Raw genomic sequence first — 23,029 nt, forward strand, 5'->3', positions numbered from 1 at the left:
TCAAAGAGCCTTTGTTTTAAAGGATTTATTTGTTTTTTTGTGATCGAGTTATCAAATAAAAATCAGGCAAACGTTTACTTATTTTTTATATAGTGACAAAAGAACAAGCGGTTATATTTCATCAGTTTTTTGCAAAAAACTCTCAAAATATAACCGCTTGTTGCTAACATTTAGTGCTACATTTAGAAACCAGCATCTTTTTCTAATTGTTCAACCAATCCATCTGGTAAACCTAAAGCTTTTGCTAAGTTTGCTAAAAAGATAATTTCTTTACGCACTAAGTTTGTACATACTGCTCTAGCGGCAAGATAAACTTGGGTAGCTAAAGCTTGATCATTTCCAACTTGACGAGCAATGTCTTCTACACTTGCTGGATTATTCATTTCTTGGTTCATCCAGTCCAATATTTCGGTATCTTGTGATACTTGAGCAACTATTGCCGCTTTTTCATCTTCAGTAATTGCACCATCTGCAGCTGCGGCTGCAATCATTGCTTGTAAAATAACTTTACTCGCTGCGTGAGAATCTATTTCTGCAAATTCATTTTGACTTAATGTAGAAGCGGTCCCATTTTGTTCTTGGTATTTTTTATAAGCTTGATAAGCAAGGCTACCTAATGCACTCAAAGAGCCTAATTTAGCTAAACCTGAACCACCTTTACGCCCAAACAACATTGAAATAAGGCCAAGAGCCGCTGCTGCTCCACCTACTTTAGCAATCTGATCATTTTTAGTGTTACCTTTAATTAATCCATTCGTTGTTGCATCTTTTGCCATCTCTAATACTTGGCTTAAAATTTTACTGAAATCCATTTTTTGTTCCTCATTAGTAAGTAAATCGCATTTATTTAGTCTTTTCGGTTTAAAAAGAGTTCCATTAACTAGAGATAATAACCACAACAATGTTTAAATTTTTTGCCTGAACCGCATATACAAGATTGCTTTTGGTTAGGCAAAGAAACGGTAGGATCAACAAAAAACCATTGATATTCTATTTTTACAAACAGTGATATTTCGTGATGAACTTGCCTACCATCTTCTGTTTCAAAGAAGGCTTTAAATTCAACCTGACTATGTATTTTAGAGAGATTAGGCAAATGTTTCACAATATGTAACCCAGCCCATTTTGTGCTCTCTCCCCATTCTTTCATTGCTCGTTGAGCAAGAAATTTTTGCTGATTTGGTACTGTTGTTTCTACAATATACGCAATATTGACCAACTGATAAGCAGAATAACGAGAACGCATTAGTTGCTCTGCCGTTTCTGGGATTTTGTCTCTTAAATGAAAAGGCTCACAACATTGCGTATAATCTTTGCCCGATTGGCAATAACAAGCGGTCATTTTTTCTCACTTTTTTGCATATTCATTAATGATGCTAAATTTTACTTGAGAAATCATAAAAAAGAAATTGAACTTCAAAATCGTGACATACCCTCTGTGGATAACTTATGAAAAAAGACTGAATTATTTGAGAGTTTTACGTTATAAAGCACATTCATTTTATCTCTTGTGGATAACATTGGGTTTTATCCACAAGTTAATTTTTCTATTTATGCGATCTATCCACGCCTAATTTTTCATCTAACTCATTGTTTCTAATAAAAAAGATCGGTTATTCACCTAAATAGCTCGATCTAATAAGAGTAACAATAAAGATCTTTATATAGATCTATATTATATTTATATCGGCTACAAATGATCCTTTTCATCAAAATCCATTTCCCTGACGATCCCTTTTTACGCTAGAATATGCGTTTATTTTAGAACAGTATTTTTAGATAAAAAGGCAATATATGATTTATAACCAAATTTACGATGTTATTGTCGTAGGTGGTGGACATGCTGGTACAGAAGCCGCTCTAGCTCCTGCCCGTATGGGGTTAAAAACGTTACTTTTGACCCACAATGTAGATACTTTAGGTCAAATGTCTTGTAATCCTGCGATAGGTGGGATCGGTAAAGGACATTTAGTCAAAGAGATCGATGCTATGGGTGGTTTAATGGCAATGGCTACCGATATGGCAGGGATCCAATTTCGCACGTTAAACAGCTCAAAAGGCCCTGCTGTACGGGCTACTCGTGCCCAAGCTGACCGTGTGCTTTACCGTAATGCGGTGCGTACAGCATTAGAAAACCAACCTAATTTAGATATTTTTCAGCAAGAAGTTGTTGATATTTTAATAGAAAATAACCGTGCGGTTGGTGCAGTCACTAAAATGGGGTTGGTCTTTAAAGCTCGTTCAGTGGTTTTAACCGCAGGAACTTTCTTAGCGGGTAAGATCCATATTGGGTTAGATAACTATGCAGGTGGGCGTGCCGGCGATCCAGCCGCTACGATGTTGGCAGATCGCTTGCGTGATCTGAATTTGCGTGTAGATCGCTTAAAAACAGGTACGCCACCACGTTTAGATGCACGTACTATTAATTTTGAGGTATTGGCAAAGCAGCACGGTGATGAAATATTGCCTGTAATGTCTTTTATGGGATCGGTTGAGCAACATCCTCGTCAGATCCCTTGCTACATTACGCATACGAATGAACAAACCCACGAGGTGATCCGTTCAAATCTCGATCGCAGTCCTATGTACACCGGTATTATTGAAGGCATTGGTCCACGTTATTGCCCATCTATTGAAGATAAAGTGATGCGTTTTGCGGATCGCAATTCCCACCAGATCTACCTAGAACCTGAAGGTTTAAACACGATTGAAGTCTATCCAAACGGGATCTCCACCAGCTTGCCGTTTGACGTGCAAATGGGGATCGTAAATTCGATGAAAGGCTTGGAAAATACCCGCATTATCAAACCAGGCTATGCAATTGAATACGACTATTTCGACCCACGAGACTTAAAACCAACTTTAGAGACCAAAGCCATTGACGGCTTATTCTTCGCAGGGCAAATCAACGGCACTACAGGTTATGAAGAGGCGGCAGCACAAGGTTTATTAGCTGGCATTAATGCGGCATTACAAGTTCAAGGCAAGGAATCTTGGTTCCCTACCCGTGATTTAGCTTATACAGGCGTATTGGTGGACGATCTCTGCACGCTAGGCACAAAAGAGCCATACCGTGTATTCACTTCTCGTGCGGAATACCGTCTATTATTGCGTGAAGATAATGCGGATATTCGCTTAACGCCGATTGCTCACGAATTAGGCTTAATTGACGAAGCCCGCTGGGTGCGTTTCAACCAAAAAATGGAAGCGATTGAGCAAGAACGTAGCCGTTTAAAACAGATTTGGGCTCATTTACAAATGCCAAATCTAAGTGAACTCAATGCGTTATTAAGCACGCCACTTACCCGAGAAGCCAGCGGAGAAGACTTAATTCGCCGCCCTGAAATGAGCTACGAAAAATTGACACAAATTGCCCCGTTTGCTCCAGCAATTGAAGACAAACAAGCTGCGGAACAGGTGGAAATTGCAATTAAATATCAAGGCTACATCGAACATCAATACAACGAAATTGAACGCCATAAACGCCACGAAAATACCCAAATTCCGCCAGAGTTTGATTACGACAAAGTGGACAGTTTATCTAACGAGGTGCGTGCTAAATTGATGCAACATAAGCCTGTTTCCATCGGACAAGCCAGCCGCATTTCAGGCATTACGCCTGCGGCAATCTCCATTCTTCTGGTGAATTTGAAAAAACAAGGAATGTTGAAACGAGGTGAGTTGTAATGATACAAGCGGTTGATTTTTTAGTTTTATTTGCAAAAAGAGATGGAAAATTAACCGCTTGTATTTTAGAGTCTTAATTTTCAGCAATATATTTTTGTAAAATTTTTCCCAATTTAGAGTTAGCATCGTTAAGATGAATATAAACGGTATCCATTGCTCGGGTTAATGCCATCAATACCCAATTTGCTGCATATTTTTCTTTACGTTCTTCAAGGGTCAGTAAAAGATCATCACTTAAATAAGTAGCAGCAATCTCTTCATCATATTTACGTTGGTAAAATAAGTCTAAATCTAAACAGACCGTTGACCAAGCCTCCAAACCACGGCAAGACTCATAGCAAATGACTCGATAAGTATCATGAATTAAATCCTGCTCTTCATCGTTATCATTATATTCGCTATTTGTTTGATTATGAAAATAGAGATTTTCTTTTGGTATATCAGTATATTTAGACAGTTTTGATGTTTTTATTTTATTTTCAGAATAATGGAGATTGTTATGTTCATCGATTTTCATCTTTTTATTAGAATCTTCTATCTTTTCAAAAATATCTGAGCCAGATTCAGCCATAAATAAAATACTTTCATAAGGAGATAATTTATTTTTCTTACCGTTTTCCTGTAAATACGTCACTTTATGTTTTAAATTATGATAATTTGGATCGTGTAACTCAATAATAACACTTCCTTCATCGTCTGTTTTCGTATTATGTGCAGAAAGATCTAGTTTTATCTGAAATTCGGCAGCTATAAAATTGCATAATTTAACCAATGCAGGCTTCATTCGGTATGTTTTATTTTTCTTCTCTATCGAAATAATATTATGAATAGGGCGTTTTAATTCTCCATTAAATGCCCAATTACACTCTTTATTGTGGCGAATGAGCTGTTCCCTTCCGCCTGTTGCAACCACAATATTACGTTGTTGCCACATTGATAGTAGAATATCTCGCTCTAGCTCGTGGCAATCTTGTGCTTCATCGATGAATAGTACCTTTCCTCTTCCTCGGGTTCCTCTTAAAGAACGATTTACCATTTCGATAAAATCTTCTGGTGTTTTTTTATAATCTGCTTTATATTCATAACGTATGTCATGAATAACTTTTTTCCATTCATCATCACTCATTTGATCAATTTCTAACTCTTCATAGAGCTTTTGGGGATTATTTATCGCAAGGAGAATATATCTTAATACCTGATAATAATCTTGTAAGAAAGTATTGTTTTCTATATTTTTTTGTAAGCTTTTTAAGTTGTTGTTATGGTAATCGTCCAAGAATTTTAACAAGTCTGCCTTATTAGCTAATTTTGTATTTCTTTTTTTATTAAAATGATCAGTAAAAATTAAAATGTATTCTCTATCAGGTAGAGAGAAATGTGTTAATATAATATCTGTGTCCAGATCTATGTTTTCTTTTTTTAACGAAGATATCGTATTTCTGAATAGGGTATAACGCTGTTCCTGTATCTTGTTTAATTGTTCTCTCCGTTTAGTTGTCATTATAGTTAAAATTCGAAGTCCTTTAACAGATAGACGCCAAAAAAAATGATGGAGAGTTCTCACTGCTGTTTTTCTGCGATTATTAAATTGGTATTGATTGGTTAATAATCGTATTTCTTTAGCCAGTAATTGATTATATGTTAAATAGTAGCCAGAAAGTAAAGATACAGCTCCTTCTTCCTGTGAGCGTTCGTAACACTTTTTCATCAATGTTTGAATTTCAAAACTTTTTCCTGAACCCGCTTTTCCGCTAATAACAATTAAATTTTTATCCAACTCTTTTTCTGCACGAATGCGAGCAGGTAATTTGGTTTGTTTTTTAGGTGCAGATATGTCTTCAAACAAACTTAATAAGTCATTATAGTCATCGTGATTATTCTGCGTTTGTTCAGAAAGATAGGTCTCATAGATTTTTTGATCTTCGCTATATCTAGCATTTAATCGATCGATCTTTTTCTTGGTTAGGTTACCAATTTTGTTATCTTTTTCTAACTGTTCAATTAATAGTGTAATTTGCTTATCTATAAGCTGATAGTTTTCTTTTTTATTTTTGCTTTCTTCTCTTGACCAGTGATAAACAGAATAAAAACTCTTCCTTTCAAATTTAACCCATTTTAAATAAGCAAATAATTCCTCCCAACCAAATTTAGGTGCATAAATTACATTTTCGTATCTGAAATCATAATTTTCATTAGGGCTGGTTATCCAAATGATTGGATAAGGGGATATTGAAAATTCAGATAAATCTTCTTTATTTAGAGCTTTTGAAAATATTTTTTCTAGATAATTTTTGGTTTTCCAGTACAGTTCATCAATTTCTGTTCCTATATCCAATTCCATATCATCGGAGATAAGAATATTATAGGCTTTTGATGTATTTTTGGGAAAGGTAATAATTTTATCGCTAAAATCTTGATAAAATTTGATTGGGATAATCAGATTATTGAAATATTTTGGATTGATTGATTGATTGATTGATTGTAAGAAAATTTCTTTCTCTGTTTTCAACAGCCATAATCAATAAAAGATCAATATCAGTATTAATCATACCTGCAATTCTTGGATTATGGATAAAAAACAACTTTATTGCAGTATTTTTGTATGGAAGATTGTTAACTAATTCTTTTACAAATTGCTCTTTATCTACGATTTTGTGTTGTTCATTATGGGAATAGACTTCTACATTACGGATTCTTTCAGTATTCATTGTTGACTCCAAAATAACTAGGTTAATAAATTCAATTCTACAAAAAATGGAATAAAATAAAAGTGTTTATATATACAGGTTGATAGAATAGTAGCATAAAAGAAAAATGCTATATAAGAGGAACGGTGGGGAGTTATAAAATAGATTATAAAAGCTACAGCTTGTTATAGGGTCGCTTTTAGGTTAGTCTATTCGACTCATTTTATAAGGGGTTATGTTTATTGTTCCAACTGGGAGTAAGATTTACAAAATGTTAGAAAAATTAGACCGCTTGTTAGCCCAAGCTGAAATAAATTTGACCGATCAGCAAAAAGAACAGTTGGTTGGGTTTGTCCGTTTATTAGATAAATGGAATAAAGCCTATAACCTCACCTCTGTTCGCAACCCTGATGAAATGTTAGTGAAACATATAATGGATAGCCTTGTGGTTAGCCGCCATTTGCAGGGTGAAAATTTTATTGATGTAGGAACTGGGCCTGGATTACCTGGTATTCCGCTTGCAATAGCCAACCCCGATAAACAATTTGTGTTGCTTGATAGCTTAGGAAAACGTATCACCTTTATTAAAAATGCGTTGCGTGAGTTAGGGATTAAAAATGTCACGCCAGTACTTAGCCGAGTAGAAGAATACACATCGAACCAGTTTGATGGTGTGTTAAGCCGTGCTTTCGCCTCTCTTAATGATATGATCGATTGGTGCTATCATCTGCCAAATGAACACGGCAAATTTTACGCTCTTAAAGGCGTTTATGATGAGCAAGAAATGGCGGGAATTAATCAGCCAATAGACTTAGTTAATGTGATTAAATTAAATATTCCCGAATTAGTTGGTGAGCGGCATTTGATTGTGTTGAAAAAAGCATAATACAAGCGGTGGTTTTTCTCTAGCTTTTTGCAAAAAAGTGAGCAAAAAACACCGCTTGTATTTTTATATTAAGTAAATTTAGAAAGCAATTGCTTACTAAATTTACTCAGTTATTTGCTGATAAGTTTTTAAGGTTTCCATATTAAACAAATAAGGTTTTAATACGAGGAGAATATCGAAAAGGTGCTTTAATTTATCCTCTTTCAGCTCACTATTTGCCAAGCTTTCAGAAGTAATATTGACTTCAAATTGAGCTAGTTTCTTTGCCACTTCCATATACGTTTGGAGTAAATTTAATTCTGTTTCATTACAGCGATTGATGATGGCTAAAATGTCCCTTTCCTTGCTGGTAAACAGACCATTTTGTGGGTTTAGCAAACCTTTTTCTACATATTCGTTGAGGGTCTGCTCACTTATTTTGAACTCATCACAGAGTGTTTTTGTTGAAAAAGTTTCATTTTCAGCCCCCATAACCAGAGATAGAGAGTGGGCTAAACTTTCATAAGGGTTGTTTATATCAAAATGAGATTGCTCAAATAATAACTTAATTTGCGCTATTGTGGCATTAAAGTTAGTTTGTAGGTATTTAATAAATTCTAATAGTTTTACATTATTTTCATCATAAAGGTGGAAATTTGGTTTATCTTTATAAGGTTCGGGTAAAATACCTTCTTTTATGTAGTATAAAATGGTCGATTTTGGGGTGTTAGTGAGTTTCACTAAGTCATTCATTTTAATCATCATCTTTCCTTTTTTATTGATAGTCGTATTCTGGTTTGGTTTTTTATTAAGTATAAAGTAAAACTTTTTAGTTTTAAATGTAAAAATAAAATAGATTGTTCGTTTTTTAAATAAATTTTTAAATTTTTTGCTAAAAATAAGCATTTTTTCTCAAAAATGTGAAGAATGCCGATTTTTGAATAGTTTTAGGTTGCAACTCTTGATTTGTAAAGTATAATTTCTGGCGAATTTCCGTTGATTAAACAGTGGCTAATTATTAGCTTGATTGTGAAGGTAAATTTGTCTCAAACAAAAAGGGTAAAATGTGTCTGCTGTAATCAATAAAGCAAAATCACAATATCGCAGGGCGTTGGGAATTGAGGTTGGCGTTATATTGGCTTTCGCTTTTTTTCTATTTTTATATAAAGGGAATATCACCATTTCCTTTATTGCTGGAACTGTGTCTAGTTTTGTTCCTCACGCTATTTTTGTGTATTGGGTTTTCTTTAGAAATTCTGCAAAAGATCGGACAAATATGACCGCTTTCTATCGAGGCGAAGGACTTAAATGGCTAGCGACGATATTATTGATTATTGGTTGTTTTAAATTAGTTTTTCCGATGGATTTTGTGTGGTTTTTTATGGGGTATTTTATCGTATTATTATTAAATAATATGATCCCGTTTTTATTAAGTAGATTTACCCACTAATTTTTTACGTTAAAAGGATATGTTATGGCTGGAACGACAGCAGAATATATTAGCCACCATCTGAGTTTTTTATCTACAGGTGATGGTTTTTGGGCAGTAAATTTAGATACGCTGTTCTTTTCTTTAGTGGCAGGTGCAATTTTTTTATGGGTATTTTCTCGAGTGGCGAAAAATGCAACTTCGGGTCAGCCAGGTAAATTGCAATGTTTTGTTGAAATTGTCATTGAATGGGTAGATGGCTTAGTTAAAGATAACTTCCATGGACCTCGTAATATGATTGCTCCACTTGCATTAACAATTTTCTGTTGGGTATTTATTATGAATGCGATTGACCTCGTGCCAGTCGATTTCTTACCTCAGCTTGCACATCTTTTCGGTATTGATTACTTACGTGCAGTGCCTACAGCAGATATTAGTGCAACCTTAGGAATGTCTATTTGTGTATTCGGATTGATTTTATTTTATACCGTGAAGTCTAAAGGTTTTGGTGGTTTAGTAAAAGAATATACGTTACATCCTTTTAATCATTGGGCATTTATTCCTGTCAATTTTATTTTAGAAACAGTTACTTTACTTGCAAAACCCATATCATTGGCATTCCGTTTATTTGGTAATATGTATGCAGGTGAATTAATTTTTATCCTTATTGCAGTAATGTATATGGCTGATAACTTCGCTCTTCAGGCGTTAGGTATTCCATTACACTTAGTTTGGGCTATTTTCCATATTTTGGTTATTACGCTTCAAGCGTTTATTTTTATGATGCTAACGATTGTTTATTTGAGTATCGCTTATAATAAAGCGGATCATTAAACTAACCTTGCAATCCGTTGGATTTTCGTAAAATTTTGCAAAATTGAACGGTTTGAATATTTACTTTTATCAACAACCTAGCCTTCGGGCTAATTCCTCAATTTAATGGAGAACATTATGGAATCAGTAATCACAGCAACAATTATTGGTGCTTCAATTTTATTAGCTTTTGCTGCACTTGGTACAGCTATCGGTTTTGCGATTTTAGGTGGTAAATTTTTAGAGTCATCAGCGCGTCAACCAGAATTAGCATCAAGCTTACAAACAAAAATGTTTATCGTTGCTGGTCTTTTAGATGCTATTGCGATGATCGCAGTAGGTATCTCTTTACTATTTATCTTTGCGAACCCGTTCATTGATTTATTGAAATAAGTCGGGATTTGATTAACCGTTATTCAGCAGAATAACTTTAACCGACTTTTAGGAGGGCGTTGTGAATTTAAATGCAACACTAATTGGTCAGCTTATTGCGTTCGCATTATTTGTTGCGTTCTGTATGAAATATGTTTGGCCACCGCTTATTCGAGCTATCGAAGAGCGTCAAGCAAATATCGCTAATGCTTTAGCTTCTGCTGAAAAAGCGAAACAAGAGCAAGCTGATTTTAAAGCTAGCGCGGATTTAGAAATCCTTAAGGCGAGAGAAGAAGCACAAAATATTATTGATTTGGCAACAAAACGTCGTAATGAAATTTTAGAATCTGTACAAGCAGAAGCTGAGGTGGAACGTCAACGTATTATTGAACAAGGCTATGCGGAAGTCGAAAGCGAGCGTAAACGTGTTCAAGAAGAGCTGCGTCAAAAAGTGGCTGCATTAGCAATTGCTGGTGCGGAGAAAATTGTTGGGCGTTCAGTTGATGCTGCAGCGAACAACGATATTATTGATAAGCTAGTTGCAGAACTATAAGAGGATGGGGCAGATGTCAGAATTAAGCACAGTAGCTCGCCCCTATGCTAAAGCAGCTTTCGATTTTGCTTTAGAACAAGGTCAATTGAATAAATGGCAGGAAATGTTACAGTTTTCTGCAGCTGTCGCTAATAATGAGCAAGTAGCTAGTTTTATTAACTCATCACTTGCAAGCGGTCAAATTTCTGATACGTTTATCAATATTTGTGGCGAACAATTAGATCAATATGGGCAAAATTTCATTCGTGTTATGGCTGATAATAAGCGTTTAGCGGTATTACCTGCTGTATTGAATGCATTTTTAGAATTAAGAGCAGAACATGAGTCAGTGAAAAATGTTGAAGTGGTTTCTGCAGATAAGTTAACAGATGCACAAGAAGCAAAAATTGCTAATGCGATGGAAAAGCGGCTCGGAACAAAAGTTCGTATTACTTCATCAGTCGATAGTTCATTAATTGCGGGTGTGATTATTCGTTATGATGATGTTGTTATTGATGGTAGTAGTCGTGGACAGCTAAACCGTTTAAGTCAAGAGCTGAGCTTGTAAGAGGAATAAAAAATGCAACTAAATTCAACAGAAATTAGTGAATTGATTAAAAAGCGTATTGCCCAATTTAATGTAGTGAGCGAAGCTCAAAGTACGGGGTCAATCGTTTCAGTAAGTGACGGGGTTATTCGTATCCACGGCTTATCTGATGTAATGCAAGGTGAAATGATTGCATTACCAGGCAATCGTTATGCGATTGCATTAAACTTAGAAAGAGATTCTGTCGGTGCAGTTGTAATGGGACCTTATGCAGATTTAGCAGAAGGTATGGAAGTACAGTGCACAGGCCGTATTTTAGAAGTGCCTGTTGGTCGTGGCTTATTAGGTCGTGTAGTAAATACCTTAGGCCAGCCAATTGATGGTAAAGGTGAAATCGAAAATGACGGATTCTCTCCAATCGAGGTGATTGCACCGGGTGTTATTGACCGTCAATCGGTAGATCAACCTGTTCAAACCGGTTATAAAGCGGTTGACTCAATGGTGCCAATCGGTCGAGGTCAGCGTGAATTAATTATCGGTGACCGTCAAACAGGTAAAACGGCATTAGCAATTGATGCCATCATCAATCAACGTGATACAGGTATTAAATGTATCTACGTTGCTATTGGTCAAAAAGCATCAACGATTGCAAATGTGGTGCGTAAATTAGAAGAGCACGGAGCATTAGCGAATACTATCGTGGTGGTGGCATCCGCTTCTGAATCTGCAGCATTGCAATACCTTGCACCTTATGCAGGTTGTACTATGGGTGAATATTTTCGTGATCGTGGTGAAGATGCGTTAATCGTTTATGATGATTTATCTAAGCAAGCGGTTGCTTACCGTCAAATTTCATTGTTATTACGCCGTCCACCAGGTCGTGAAGCATTCCCAGGTGATGTCTTCTACCTACATTCTCGTTTATTAGAGCGGGCATCTCGTGTGAATGCAGACTATGTAGAACGCTTTACTAATGGTGCGGTGAAAGGTCAAACGGGTTCTTTAACTGCATTGCCTATCATTGAAACTCAAGCAGGGGACGTTTCTGCATTCGTTCCAACTAACGTAATCTCAATTACTGATGGTCAGATTTTCTTAGAATCAGGTTTATTCAATGCGGGGATTCGTCCTGCGGTAAACCCAGGTATCTCGGTTTCTCGTGTGGGTGGTTCTGCTCAAACTAAATTAGTGAAGAAATTAGCGGGTGGTATTCGTACCGCACTTGCACAATATCGTGAATTAGCAGCGTTCGCACAGTTTGCATCAGATCTTGATGAAGCAACGCGTAAGCAGCTTTCACACGGTCAAAAAGTAACTGAATTACTTAAACAGAAACAATTCGAGCCAATGTCTGTAGCACAGTTAGGTTTATCGCTAGCCGCAGCAGAATATGGTTATCTTGATGATGTACCTGTTGAGCGTGTAGGTTCATTTGAGTCTAATTTATTAGCTTATGCCGAAAGCAACTACGGTGAGTTTATGCAAGAACTGTCAAAATCGGGTAATTTCAATGATGAAATTAAAGATAAATTGAACGAGATTTTATCTAGTTTCAAAAAGAACAGTGCTTGGTAATCTAACTTTTTAGCGGAGAAAAAAATATGGCAGGTGCTAAAGAGATAAGAACCAAAATTGCAAGTGTTCGTAATACACAAAAAATTACTAAAGCGATGGAAATGGTTGCAGCATCAAAAATGCGTAAAACCCAAGAGCGTATGTCGGCTTCTCGTCCGTATGCAGATAGTATTCGCAAGGTAATTAGCCATATTGCCAAAGGTAACATTGAGTATAAACACCCATTTCTTACCTCTCGCCCAGTAAAGAAAGTTGGCTATTTAGTGGTTTCAACTGATCGAGGATTATGCGGAGGTTTGAATGTAAACTTATTTAAAGCAGTTTTAAATGAGTTGAAAGAAAAAGATGATCAAGGTATTAAACCTGAATTAAGTTTAGTTGGAAATAAAGGTATTGCTTTTTTCAACTCAATGGGATTAGACATTAAAGGTCATCTTAACGGATTGAGTGATACACCAGCAGTGGAAAATTTAGTCGGTATTGTAAACGGTATGGTAAATGCCTTCCGTGACGGTGAGATTGATGAAGTTTATGTGGCATATAACCGCTTCGTAAATACAATGTCTCAAAAACCAACAGTACAAAAACTTCTTCCATTGCCGGAAATTGAAAATGACTCATTAGAACAAACAGGTTCTTGGGATTATATTTATGAACCAAGTCCACAGGCGTTATTAGATAGCTTACTTGTACGTTATTTAGAATCTCAGGTATATCAAGCAGTAGTTGATAATCTAGCGTCGGAACAAGCAGCAAGAATGGTGGCAATGAAAGCTGCAACGGATAATGCGGGTAATCTGATTAATGAGTTACAATTGGTGTATAACAAGGCTCGTCAAGCAAGTATTACGAATGAATTAAATGAAATTGTCGCGGGTGCCGCTGCAATTTAACACAGAATAGAGGAACGGTAATGGCAACGGGAAAAATTGTACAGATCATCGGTGCGGTAATCGATGTTGAGTTTCCGCAAGATGCAGTACCAAAAGTTTATGATGCATTAAAAGTTGAAACAGGCTTAACGCTTGAAGTTCAACAACAATTAGGTGGCGGTGTGGTTCGTTGTATCGCACTTGGTTCATCTGATGGTTTAAAACGTGGCTTAAAAGTTGAAAATACGAATAAAGCGATTGAAGTACCTGTAGGTACAAAAACACTAGGTCGTATTATGAACGTATTAGGTGAGCCTATTGATGAAGCAGGCCCAATAGGTGAAGAAGAGCGTTGGACAATTCACCGTGCAGCACCAAGCTATGAAGAACAAGCTAATAGTACCGAGTTACTTGAAACGGGTATCAAAGTTATCGACTTAGTTGCCCCGTTTGCGAAAGGTGGTAAAGTTGGTTTATTCGGTGGTGCGGGTGTAGGTAAAACCGTAAATATGATGGAGTTAATCCGTAACATCGCAATTGAGCACAGCGGTTACTCTGTATTTGCGGGCGTAGGTGAGCGTACTCGTGAGGGTAATGACTTCTACCACGAAATGAAAGACTCTAACGTATTAGATAAAGTATCGCTAGTTTACGGTCAGATGAATGAACCACCAGGCAACCGTCTGCGTGTCGCATTAACTGGCTTAACCATGGCGGAAAAATTCCGTGATGAAGGTCGTGATGTCTTATTCTTCGTAGATAACATCTACCGTTATACCCTTGCAGGTACGGAAGTATCAGCATTATTAGGTCGTATGCCATCTGCGGTAGGTTATCAGCCAACTCTTGCAGAAGAGATGGGTGTACTACAAGAGCGTATTACTTCAACTAAAACAGGTTCTATTACTTCTGTTCAAGCGGTATATGTTCCTGCAGATGACTTAACTGACCCATCTCCAGCAACAACCTTTGCTCACTTAGACTCAACAGTCGTATTAAGCCGTAATATTGCATCACTAGGTATCTACCCTGCGGTTGACCCATTAGACTCAACATCTCGCCAGTTAGATCCATTAGTGGTTGGTGAGGAGCATTATAGAGTTGCTCGTGATGTACAAGGTACATTACAACGTTATAAAGAGTTAAAAGATATTATTGCAATCTTGGGAATGGACGAATTATCTGAAGATGACAAACGTTTGGTTGCTCGTGCACGTAAAATTGAACGTTTCCTTTCACAACCATTCCACGTTGCGGAAGTATTCAATGGCGTACCAGGTAAATTCGTTCCATTAAAAGAAACCATCCGTGGCTTTAAAGGCATTTTAGAAGGCGAATACGACCATATTCCAGAACAAGCGTTCTATATGGCAGGTTCAATTGACGAAGTGGTTGAAAGAGCAAAACAGATGTAATTGTTCTTAAACAAAGGAGAACAGTATGACATCTCAATTTGAACTCACAGTAGTGAGTGCGGAACGTAAAATTTTTGAAGGCACAGTAACAAGTGTTCGTGTTTCAGGGATCGATGGTGAACTAGGGGTGTATGCAGGGCATACGCCACTATTAACGGCAATTAAACCAGGTATGGCTAAATTCACTCTTGCTGATGGTAAAGAAGAATTTATCTATGTATCAGGTGGATTCCTTGAGGTTCAACCAACCACTGTTACAGTGCTTGCAGATACAGCTATTCGTGGTGAAGACTTAGATGAACAACGTATTCTTGAAGCAAAACGCAAAGCAGAAGAACGTTTATCTAAAGCCTATAGTGAAGACTATTTAACGGCGAAATTAGCACAAGAAATTGCTAAATTACGTGTTTACGAACTCACAAAAACAAAATTAGCGAATAAACGTTAATCTCGAAAAACCTCACGAAAGTGGGGTTTTATTTTTACAAGCGGTTGAAAATCATAAATTATTTCCAATAATTCATTTCTTACTTGACGACAATTTGTTTTTTTTTTGTACAATTTTTGTGTGCGTTTGCACGGTTAATTTAATAAGGAAAACACTATGTCGGTAAAAAAACTTTCTCTAGCTAGTCTTATTTTACTTAGTCTTACAGCCTGTAGTAGCGGTGGTGGGAAATCAGGTGAAACAAATCTAAAACGGCAAAATGAGCTAACCCAAGCTCACGCAGAACTAGATTCGGTTAAATCAGAATTAGTAAAAGCAAATCAAGATCTAAGTTCAGCACAACGCGAGCTTTCAAAAGCAGCTCATACTGTACAACAAGCCCAAGCAGACTTAGCGAAAGCTCAAGCGGATAAAAACACAACGGCAGCACAATTAGCTCAAGCGAAAGCAAATTTAGCGAACGCAGAAAAAGCGAAAGAAATTGCAGAAAGCAAGTTATCTGTTGCGAATAATGAAAAACAAGCGGTGCAAAATCAGCTAAATTCTGCAAATGGCGATCTGGTTAAAGCGAAGAGCGATTTACAACAAGCCCAAGCAGATTTAGCGAAAGCTCAAGTAGATAAAAACACAACGGCAGCACAATTAGCTCAAGCGAAAGCAAATTTAGCGAACGCAGAAAAAGCGAAAGAAATTGCAGAAAGCAAGTTGTCTGTTGCGAATAATGAAAAACAAGCGGTGCAAAATCAGCTAAATTCTGCAAATGGCGATCTGGTTAAAGCGAAGAGCGATTTACAACAAGCCCAAGCAGATTTATCGAAAGCTCAAGCGGATAAAAACACAACGGCAGCACAATTAGCTGTAGCAGAAAAAGCAAAATCTGAGGCAGAAATGGCATTGCAAAATAAAAATAAGGTGATTAAAGAAATCGTCCGTAAAGCCGCAGAAATTACCAATGAGCAGGGGCGAGAGTATTCTTGGGTGGGTTACACAGAATCATCTCTACCACAAGGATTAAGCAAGCACGCCTTTATTAGTATGTCTGCAGAAAATTTAGATGGTATTTTTGTGGGCGATCACTATATTTATCTGACACCCAATGTCACGCTGATAAGCCGTGATCATAAAGCACTTTGGGATTCGGCTGAGCCAAAACAAAGTAGTTTTAGAGTAGAACGTATTAATGGTAAAAAAACAGAAAACCTTCCATTAAACGGCGAAGCAACTTATATTGGAAAAGGCTTCAACTCAGATAATGTGGGGCTGTTAAATTACAAAGTGAATTTTGCGGAGAAAACTGGTGTGGGCTCGATCTCACAATTTAATAACGCTTCCATTCCAACGATTCAGTTAGAAAAAGGTAATATTGTTGATGGAATGATTCAGGCAAATGCCTCTGCTGAAAATGGCGTTACAGGTAAATATGCGTTAGGTTTTTATGGAGATAATGCTCAATCTATCGCAGGAGAAGCCTATCTCTATAAACAATTCGAGGGTGGAATTACAACAGACAGCCGTACAGCTAAAAAATATAGTGATAGTGAGCGAGGTACAGTGTTTGGTATAGCGGGAGAACGGCAGTAATATGATTACAAGCGGTCAAAAATGGTAAATTTTTTGCAAAAACAGACCGCTTGTAGAAAGTTAAAGCGAACTGAACGTTCGCTTTAAACTTATTAGAGAATATGCTCAAATTCTTCAAGAACTGATTTCGGCCACACGCTGGATTGAACTTCACCTATATGTTTCTTGCGTAATAAGAACATCGCTAAGCGTGACTGCCCAATACCACCACCAATTGAAAGTGGTAATTTACCTGCTAATAAATCTTTGTGCCAATCCATTTCTAAGCGATCTTCATCACCAGTGAGGGAAACTTGCAAGCGTAACGCTTTTTCGTCCACACGAATACCCATTGAAGACAGTTCAAACGCTGTGCCTAATTCTTCGTTCCACACTAAAATATCGCCGTTTAAGCCTTTGTAGCCTTGCTCAGATTCTGTTGTCCAGTCATCGTAGTCTGGAGCACGACCATCGTGCGATTTTCCATCTGATAATTTACCGCCAATACCAATTAAGAATACAGAGCCGTACTCTTTACAGATGGCGTTTTCACGTTCTTTTCCTGTCATATTTGGATAGCGTTGCACTAAATCTTCGCTATGTACGAAAGTGATCTGTTTTGGTAAAACCGATGGAATATCAAAACGAGCCTCTACCGCTAATTCAGTTAAACGAATAGCTTTGTAAATTTCATTTACGGTTTCTTTTAAAAAATCGAAATTACGTCTGCCTTCAGGAATTACTTTTTCCCAATCCCACTGATCAACATAAACAGAGTGAGTGCGATCTAAAGAATCTTCATCTGGGCGAAGGGCTTTCATATGCACAAACAATCCTTCCCCATCTTTAAAACCAAAACGAGCAAGAGTGTGACGTTTCCATTTAGCCAAAGAGTGAACGACTTCATAGGTAGAGTTTGGAATACATTTAACATTTACTCTCACTGCTTTTTCAATACCAGAAAGGTTATCTTGCATACCGTTGCCAACTTCGCTTAAGATTGGGCCTTGAACTTCGATAATACCTAATTTATCGATTAAATATTGGGTAAAGGTGTTTTTTACAAAACTGATTTCTTGCTGTTGTAATATGAATGAATTTTCCATTTTCTGCTTTCCTAATTAAATATTAAGTGATTGTTGTTTAATTGATGGCTGATAATTTAAAGAATTATCTTAAAAAAGCAATGTTTATCAAATAAAAAAGCAAATGTATTAAATTTATTTTAAAATAATGTGTCTATGTTTAGATGATATTTAAATAATTTGGTTTTTAGGATGAAAAATGCACAATAAAAATAATGTAAAATTAGAAATAGACAAACTCGATCAGCAAATTTTACGCTGCTTAATTAAAGATGCTCGCACGCCTTATACCGAAATGGGCAAAAATTTTGGCGTAAGTGCAGCAACGATTCACGTTCGAGTAGAAAAAATGCGACAAGCGGGCATTATTGAGTCAACAAAAATTGTAGTAGATGAGCGCAAACTAGGCTATGATGTTTGTTGCTTTATTGGAATTATTCTAAGATCAGCAAAAGATTACGATAAAGTAATTGCGAAACTCAATGAATTTGATGAAGTGGTTGAAGCATATTATACAACGGGCAACTATTCGATTTTTATTAAAGTGATGACGCACACCATTGAAGAGTTGCATTCAGTTTTAGCAGGTAAAATCCAATCTATTGATGAAATTCAATCAACAGAAACGTTGATTTCGCTACAAAATCCGATTTTACGAGATATTTTGCCTTAAAAGTACAAGCGGTTAAAAAAGAATTAATTTTTGTAAATAAGCTCAAAAAAATTGTTATTTTTCAAGTAAAGGAAATAGAATGAATGCCAACCAACCAACCAACCAACCAACCAACCAACCAACCAACCAACCAACCAACCAACCAACCAACCAACCAACCAACCAAGCCAACGGTAGCGGTTATTAGCTTAACAACAGCGAATCCCGCATTGAGCAACGCAATTGAAAGCGTGAAAAAGCAAACGTACCCTTGCAAACACTATATTTTTGTTAATGGCGAGCAATATTACCGATCTGCATCGGAAATCATTCAAAAATTTAATCATTTAACTGTGATTTATTCGCCGATAGGTATTTACGATATTGATCAACTGATCTCAATGTTGGTAAGAGAGGATTTTGTTTTCTATTTGCCAGATGATAATGTTTTTGCACCTACTTATATCGAAGCTCAAATAAAAAAATCAAGATAAAACGAAACCGTTTGCCTTTGATCTACTTCACAAAATTAAACATTCATTGCAAAAAATCTTCGTAAATCAACCGCTTGCTGGGGTAGAATGCCATTACTTTATATTTAAAGACAAAGGAGAAGATTATGTCTGATGTATTCCACCTAGGTTTAACAAAAGCGATGCTAAAAGGTGCAAAAATTGCGATAGTGCCAGGTGATCCAGCACGCTCTGAGCGTATTGCGAAAAAAATGGAAAACCCTGAGTTTTTAGCTTCCACTCGTGAGTTTACCTCTTGGTTAGGTTATTTAGATGGAGAGCCAGTTGTAGTCTGCTCAACAGGCATTGGTGGTCCATCCGTTTCTATTTGTGTTGAAGAGCTAGCCCAATTAGGTATTCGAACCTTTTTACGCATTGGCACAACAGGAGCAATTCAAGAACATATTAACGTGGGCGATATTTTAATTACCACAGGTGCAGTGCGTTTAGATGGCGCAAGTCAGCACTTTGCCCCAATGGAATACCCTGCGGTGGCAAACTTTGAATGTACAAATGCTCTTTATGCTGCAGCGGTTGATGCTGGCGTTAAACCTTATGTTGGGATTACCGCTTCTTCCGACACATTCTATCCAGGGCAAGAGCGTTACGACACCTTTACCGGCAAAATTTATCGCCATTTTCAAGGTTCATTAAAACAGTGGCAAGATTTAAACGTAATGAATTTTGAAATGGAATCTGCAACACTCTTTACGATGTGCTCTGCACTAGGCTTGCGTGCTGGAATGGTTGCGGGGGTTATTGTAAACCGTACTCAACAAGAAATTCCAAATGAAGCAACCATTCACGATACAGAACATAAGGCGGTTTCGGTAGTGGTTGAAGCAGCAAGAAAATTAATTTAAAAATAACCTTTAAACGGAATAAAAAAAAGGATAAATTGACATAATCAAAATTTATCCTTTTTATTTATGTACACAAATTATCGTAATATATTGTCGGCTTGCAAATGGAAAGTGGGTGCTGGTACGCTTTCCTTAACCCAACAAGAATGGCTTTTGCACGAAGGCTCGCTCACCCAAAAGTTGCTTGATGTTACCTCTAATTTTAATGTGGAAGTGGTGCAAGAAAAATGGATTGCAAAAAATTCACAAAAAATGACCGCTTGTAATGAACAATATTGGCGACGAGAAGTATTATTAAAAGATGGCGACACAAATTGGATCTTCGCCCAAACGCTCGTGCCGAAAAAAACGATTGAAAATATCGCCCAAAGCGTCTTAAGGTTGGGTAATGAACCGATTGGCTTGTGGCTCTTTTCCCAACAACCAACTCGAACTAAATTAGAATGGACTCAAGCTGAAAACGGCTTGTTTGCTCGCCGTGGTGTATATGAAATTAACGGCTATTCGCTTGAAATCAAAGAGTTGTTTTTGGCGACATTTCCGTATTTATAATTCTCTAATTAAGTGATGAGTTAAAGGGTAAAGCCGTCCAAATAATCCCCTCAGGCAAAATGGCTTTACCTAGTTGCCACTGTTTAGCTCCTGTTAGTAGAGGATATACTCGCAGATCATCTTCCTTTTTATTGAAGATTTCCAATACCTCAATCAGACATTTTTGTAGTCCTTTAATATCTCCATCGTAGAGAAAAACACTATATTGAATTGGGGTAGAGAATGCTACCATTCGACGATGGATTTTTTGTAGTCGCTTAGGGCTAGAAATATCGTAGCCAATTAAATATTGCATAATATCTCCTTAAAACTTAAAAGTGGAAGATAATCTCACTCATCATTGTGCGTTGGTTAAAATAAAAGTTTTCTAACCATTGCAACCAATCTGTTTCTGGGGGTTGAATGATTTCATTCGGTAGGATTGAACGGCGTTGAGGTGAAATTGCTGCCGTTTGCATTTTAAATACTTTGATCAAATCATAGCAATTTTCCGTCAGCATTTTTCGCCAGTTAGCCACTTGTTTTTCATATTCTTGATAAAAATGCACTCGCCCAGTTTTTCCTAATAGACACCCTTCTTGAGTTGTTGAAAAATATTCGATACGTAAAGTCTCATTACGAAACAGCCCTAATAACCAATTATCAACAAGCGGTCGAATAGGCTCAATTAAATCGCAGGCGAAGGATTCACGTCCATAATCTAATGAATGATAAAAGCCGATGTAGGGATCAAGCCCAGCCCCATAAATCGCAAGGACAGCTTCGCTGTGGAGTAAAGTATAAGTGAGGGAGAGAACCGCATTAAAGGGATCTCTTGGTGGACGGCGATTTCTACCATCAAATTTTAATGAAGGAGGTAAATATTGACTGAGTGCGGTGAAATAAGCACTTGCTGCTCTACCTTCAATACCCCGCAAAGAGGAAAGAGTGGTTTGTGAGTGAATTTTACCGATTAACTGATCTAATTCTTCAGCTTTTGGTACAAGTAAGCATTTTTTATCTAGACGAGTATTTGCTGCCTGCCATAGCCAATTTTTCTGTGTCACTAATTTCAAGGTAACTAATTTTTTGGCAAAGGCTAAACAAAAAGCTTCATTTTGTGATAGTTCATATTGTGCTAAACGGCGTTCTGCATCATTATGCGGTTGGGACATAAAAAGCGTCGGTGTATTTTTTCGACCAGAAAGACAAATAATACCAATGCCTTTTTCACCAAGTTTAGCTAGTAAAGAGGATTGCAATGTGACATCGCCTTTAAGATAAATCCTTTCAATGGGTGCAAGCGGAATTGTGCCGACACGCTCCTCATTTTCATAGCAAACTAAAGTTTCACCGCTTAATTTAATGCTAGTTCCTTTACGATCAATATATAAGCTGGACATAATGCCTCCTAAATTAACAGAAAAGGTTGGGTAGATTGCAATTTAGCCTTACCGAATAATAAAGGCTCGGTATTGTTAAACAGTTGGAAAATAAAAATCCGATCTTCATCGTGTTGCATAATTTCGCTGACACTATTACGCAATTGTGTTAATTCGTGAACAGTGAGCCAACATTCATAAAACGATTTTTGCCCACCAATCGCATAGGCTTCTACTTTCTTATGTACCCGATAAAGCCGCTTATGATCGGCAATATCGTAGGCGATCAGATAGCGAGTTCGATTAGTATCCATTTAAGAGTCCTTACGGTTTATTTTCTCTCTACATAGATTCAAAATGAAGGAATTTCGGTTTCCGTTTACCGTGAACTTTTTGAGGAGTCCAATAGCTCTTTTGTGAGCTCTTTGCCGATTTTATAAGCTATAGCGGTTAAAACAACTTGCCACATATTTCTCTCCTTAGTTTTAAAAATTCAGTCGTCAAATTAATAGTATTATTTTTGTGGAATAATAAGATGTATTTCACAGAAATTGACCAATTACAAATTTGCAAAAAGCTAATGTAATTTCACCGCTTGCATTAACTTTTGAAATTCCTTGTTCTCAGCTAATGTCATTCGATTATGGCGGCTGTAATAGTTTGCGACATCGTAGCCAAAACCCTCAGGATAGCCTGCTTCTAACTCTTCATCGTCAATATAACGTCCATACGCATCGCTTAATTTTTTGCGAAGAGCATTTAGGTTATGGATCCATTTTTTACCTGCTTTTACAAAGCAACGACCGTTATAAGCACGATCATCAGCCACTTCTACATAACCAGCAATTAACGCTTCAATTTCACTTGAAGTGTAAGGAGTAAATGGACGGTTTTGTGCTACGAATCTGGATTGTGTATCACGATTAGAACCGAACATTTTTCTCTCCTAAATATTTAACAATAACGCTATTTTAGGAGAGATGAGGAAAATAAGAGGAGAATACAAATTTGTAAAATGGGTGCGAAAAATCACCGCTTGTAAAAGAAAAAACCGACAAAAACTGTCGGCAATAATTTATAGGACTAGAATCGCATAATAAACAGGTTTAAACGTAAAATCCTTTTTAAGCAGGGCAGTGTCTTTCGACCAACGACACAAACAAATATGCCGTAGTTGTAGATGTCTTAATCCCTTTCAGGCA

Annotated in this window: 25 protein-coding genes, 2 pseudogenes and 1 CRISPR repeat array (1 of these 28 cut by a window edge); of the genes and pseudogenes, 17 read left to right on the forward strand and 10 right to left on the reverse strand. The window is 36.9% G+C overall.

Features of this window, described 5'->3' with window-relative positions:
• Positions 1-182 precede the first annotated feature (182 nt).
• Entirely contained in the window at positions 183-812 is a 630-nt protein-coding gene (locus tag GM698_RS05070) for a tellurite resistance TerB family protein (protein ID WP_176809427.1), read from the reverse strand.
• 68 nt (positions 813-880) lie between these two features.
• Entirely contained in the window at positions 881-1,342 is a 462-nt protein-coding gene (locus GM698_RS05075; RefSeq protein ID WP_176809428.1) for a YchJ family protein, read from the reverse strand.
• Positions 1,343-1,794: 452 nt separating this feature from the next.
• Here GM698_RS05075 and mnmG point away from each other — a divergent pair, with 452 nt between their 5' ends.
• Complete coding sequence (gene mnmG, locus GM698_RS05080) at positions 1,795-3,687, forward strand: tRNA uridine-5-carboxymethylaminomethyl(34) synthesis enzyme MnmG (RefSeq protein ID WP_176809429.1); 1,893 nt, start codon at positions 1,795-1,797, stop codon at positions 3,685-3,687.
• A 73-nt stretch (positions 3,688-3,760) separates the two neighbouring features.
• Here mnmG and GM698_RS05085 read toward each other — a convergent pair whose 3' ends face one another.
• Together GM698_RS05085 and GM698_RS05090 are read right to left on the reverse strand one after the other, a co-directional pair.
• Positions 3,761-6,196 (reverse strand): AAA family ATPase, encoded by a 2,436-nt coding sequence (locus GM698_RS05085; protein WP_209289755.1) that lies wholly within the window; start codon positions 6,194-6,196, stop codon positions 3,761-3,763.
• Complete coding sequence (locus GM698_RS05090; protein WP_209289756.1) at positions 6,129-6,395, reverse strand: hypothetical protein; 267 nt, start codon at positions 6,393-6,395, stop codon at positions 6,129-6,131. Before GM698_RS05090 ends, GM698_RS05085 begins: the two co-directional genes overlap by 68 nt.
• A 250-nt stretch (positions 6,396-6,645) precedes the next feature.
• Between GM698_RS05090 and rsmG the strand changes: the two genes are divergently transcribed.
• Entirely contained in the window at positions 6,646-7,260 is a 615-nt protein-coding gene (gene rsmG, locus GM698_RS05095; RefSeq protein WP_176809436.1) for a 16S rRNA (guanine(527)-N(7))-methyltransferase RsmG, read from the forward strand.
• Between the two features lie 102 nt (positions 7,261-7,362).
• On the opposite strand, the gene GM698_RS05100 is transcribed toward rsmG, so the two are convergent.
• Positions 7,363-8,001: a MerR family transcriptional regulator gene (locus GM698_RS05100; protein ID WP_176810362.1), complete on the reverse strand. Its 639-nt coding sequence runs from the start codon at positions 7,999-8,001 to the stop codon at positions 7,363-7,365.
• Between the two features lie 304 nt (positions 8,002-8,305).
• Between GM698_RS05100 and GM698_RS05105 the strand changes: the two genes are divergently transcribed.
• From GM698_RS05105 to GM698_RS05150, 10 genes are all read left to right on the forward strand, one after another.
• A complete protein-coding gene (locus tag GM698_RS05105) occupies positions 8,306-8,689 on the forward strand; it encodes an ATP synthase subunit I (protein WP_176809437.1) in 384 nt (127 codons plus the stop codon).
• A 24-nt stretch (positions 8,690-8,713) separates the two neighbouring features.
• Positions 8,714-9,502 carry a F0F1 ATP synthase subunit A gene (gene atpB / locus GM698_RS05110; RefSeq protein WP_159628808.1) on the forward strand — a complete coding sequence of 263 codons (789 nt, stop codon included), beginning with the start codon at positions 8,714-8,716 and terminating at the stop codon, positions 9,500-9,502.
• 117 nt (positions 9,503-9,619) lie between these two features.
• On the forward strand, positions 9,620-9,874 hold the full coding sequence (gene atpE, locus GM698_RS05115) for a F0F1 ATP synthase subunit C (RefSeq protein ID WP_005599073.1): 255 nt from the start codon (positions 9,620-9,622) through the stop codon (positions 9,872-9,874).
• 61 nt (positions 9,875-9,935) lie between these two features.
• Positions 9,936-10,406 carry a F0F1 ATP synthase subunit B gene (gene atpF, locus GM698_RS05120; RefSeq protein ID WP_176807797.1) on the forward strand — a complete coding sequence of 157 codons (471 nt, stop codon included), beginning with the start codon at positions 9,936-9,938 and terminating at the stop codon, positions 10,404-10,406.
• Positions 10,407-10,419: 13 nt separating this feature from the next.
• Positions 10,420-10,953, forward strand: a complete 534-nt coding sequence (atpH, locus tag GM698_RS05125) for a F0F1 ATP synthase subunit delta (protein ID WP_176809438.1) — start codon at positions 10,420-10,422, stop codon at positions 10,951-10,953.
• A 12-nt stretch (positions 10,954-10,965) separates the two neighbouring features.
• Positions 10,966-12,507 (forward strand): F0F1 ATP synthase subunit alpha, encoded by a 1,542-nt coding sequence (atpA, locus tag GM698_RS05130; RefSeq protein ID WP_176807795.1) that lies wholly within the window; start codon positions 10,966-10,968, stop codon positions 12,505-12,507.
• Positions 12,508-12,533: 26 nt separating this feature from the next.
• Positions 12,534-13,400 (forward strand): F0F1 ATP synthase subunit gamma, encoded by an 867-nt coding sequence (gene atpG / locus GM698_RS05135; RefSeq protein WP_209289757.1) that lies wholly within the window; start codon positions 12,534-12,536, stop codon positions 13,398-13,400.
• Positions 13,401-13,420: 20 nt separating this feature from the next.
• Positions 13,421-14,794 (forward strand): F0F1 ATP synthase subunit beta, encoded by a 1,374-nt coding sequence (gene atpD / locus GM698_RS05140; protein WP_176807793.1) that lies wholly within the window; start codon positions 13,421-13,423, stop codon positions 14,792-14,794.
• A 25-nt stretch (positions 14,795-14,819) separates the two neighbouring features.
• Entirely contained in the window at positions 14,820-15,242 is a 423-nt protein-coding gene (locus tag GM698_RS05145; RefSeq protein ID WP_209289758.1) for a F0F1 ATP synthase subunit epsilon, read from the forward strand.
• A 156-nt stretch (positions 15,243-15,398) separates the two neighbouring features.
• Positions 15,399-16,823: a factor H binding protein domain-containing protein gene (locus GM698_RS05150; protein WP_209289759.1), complete on the forward strand. Its 1,425-nt coding sequence runs from the start codon at positions 15,399-15,401 to the stop codon at positions 16,821-16,823.
• Between the two features lie 92 nt (positions 16,824-16,915).
• Here GM698_RS05150 and asnA read toward each other — a convergent pair whose 3' ends face one another.
• Positions 16,916-17,908 carry an aspartate--ammonia ligase gene (gene asnA / locus GM698_RS05155; protein WP_176807790.1) on the reverse strand — a complete coding sequence of 331 codons (993 nt, stop codon included), beginning with the start codon at positions 17,906-17,908 and terminating at the stop codon, positions 16,916-16,918.
• Between the two features lie 178 nt (positions 17,909-18,086).
• Between asnA and asnC the strand changes: the two genes are divergently transcribed.
• The 5 genes and pseudogenes from asnC to GM698_RS05175 all read left to right on the forward strand — a co-directional run bounded on the left by asnC (position 18,087) and on the right by GM698_RS05175 (position 20,466).
• On the forward strand, positions 18,087-18,560 hold the full coding sequence (gene asnC / locus GM698_RS05160) for a transcriptional regulator AsnC (RefSeq protein WP_176807789.1): 474 nt from the start codon (positions 18,087-18,089) through the stop codon (positions 18,558-18,560).
• Positions 18,561-18,643: 83 nt separating this feature from the next.
• A pseudogene (locus GM698_RS10785) lies at positions 18,644-18,712 on the forward strand (PT domain-containing protein); the annotation flags it as partial.
• Positions 18,685-18,747 (forward strand): annotated as a pseudogene (locus tag GM698_RS10790) (hypothetical protein); the annotation flags it as partial. The pseudogenes GM698_RS10785 and GM698_RS10790, both read left to right, overlap by 28 nt.
• Positions 18,748-19,158: 411 nt before the next feature.
• Positions 19,159-19,914 carry a uridine phosphorylase gene (gene udp, locus GM698_RS05170; protein ID WP_176807787.1) on the forward strand — a complete coding sequence of 252 codons (756 nt, stop codon included), beginning with the start codon at positions 19,159-19,161 and terminating at the stop codon, positions 19,912-19,914.
• A gap of 66 nt (positions 19,915-19,980) precedes the next feature.
• Positions 19,981-20,466 carry a chorismate lyase gene (locus GM698_RS05175; RefSeq protein WP_176809442.1) on the forward strand — a complete coding sequence of 162 codons (486 nt, stop codon included), beginning with the start codon at positions 19,981-19,983 and terminating at the stop codon, positions 20,464-20,466.
• A gap of 4 nt (positions 20,467-20,470) precedes the next feature.
• Here the strand turns inward: GM698_RS05175 and cas2 (GM698_RS05180) are convergent, their stop codons facing one another.
• The 4 genes from cas2 (GM698_RS05180) to GM698_RS05195 form a co-directional block, all read right to left on the reverse strand.
• Positions 20,471-20,761, reverse strand: a complete 291-nt coding sequence (gene cas2 / locus GM698_RS05180) for a CRISPR-associated endonuclease Cas2 (RefSeq protein WP_176809443.1) — start codon at positions 20,759-20,761, stop codon at positions 20,471-20,473.
• Between the two features lie 16 nt (positions 20,762-20,777).
• Positions 20,778-21,848 (reverse strand): CRISPR-associated endonuclease Cas1, encoded by a 1,071-nt coding sequence (gene cas1, locus GM698_RS05185; protein ID WP_176809444.1) that lies wholly within the window; start codon positions 21,846-21,848, stop codon positions 20,778-20,780.
• Between the two features lie 8 nt (positions 21,849-21,856).
• Positions 21,857-22,141, reverse strand: coding sequence for a CRISPR-associated endonuclease Cas2 (gene cas2 / locus GM698_RS05190; RefSeq protein WP_209289760.1), 285 nt, complete (start codon positions 22,139-22,141; stop codon positions 21,857-21,859).
• A gap of 263 nt (positions 22,142-22,404) precedes the next feature.
• Positions 22,405-22,764, reverse strand: a complete 360-nt coding sequence (locus GM698_RS05195; RefSeq protein WP_176809446.1) for a hypothetical protein — start codon at positions 22,762-22,764, stop codon at positions 22,405-22,407.
• A gap of 174 nt (positions 22,765-22,938) precedes the next feature.
• A CRISPR array of direct repeats spans positions 22,939-23,029; the repeat unit is 37 nt (it continues 726 nt past the right edge of the window).

Origin of the sequence: Mannheimia sp. ZY171111, assembly GCF_017750945.1 — a bacterium.
GTDB classification, from domain to species: Bacteria; Pseudomonadota; Gammaproteobacteria; order Enterobacterales; family Pasteurellaceae; genus Mannheimia; species Mannheimia pernigra.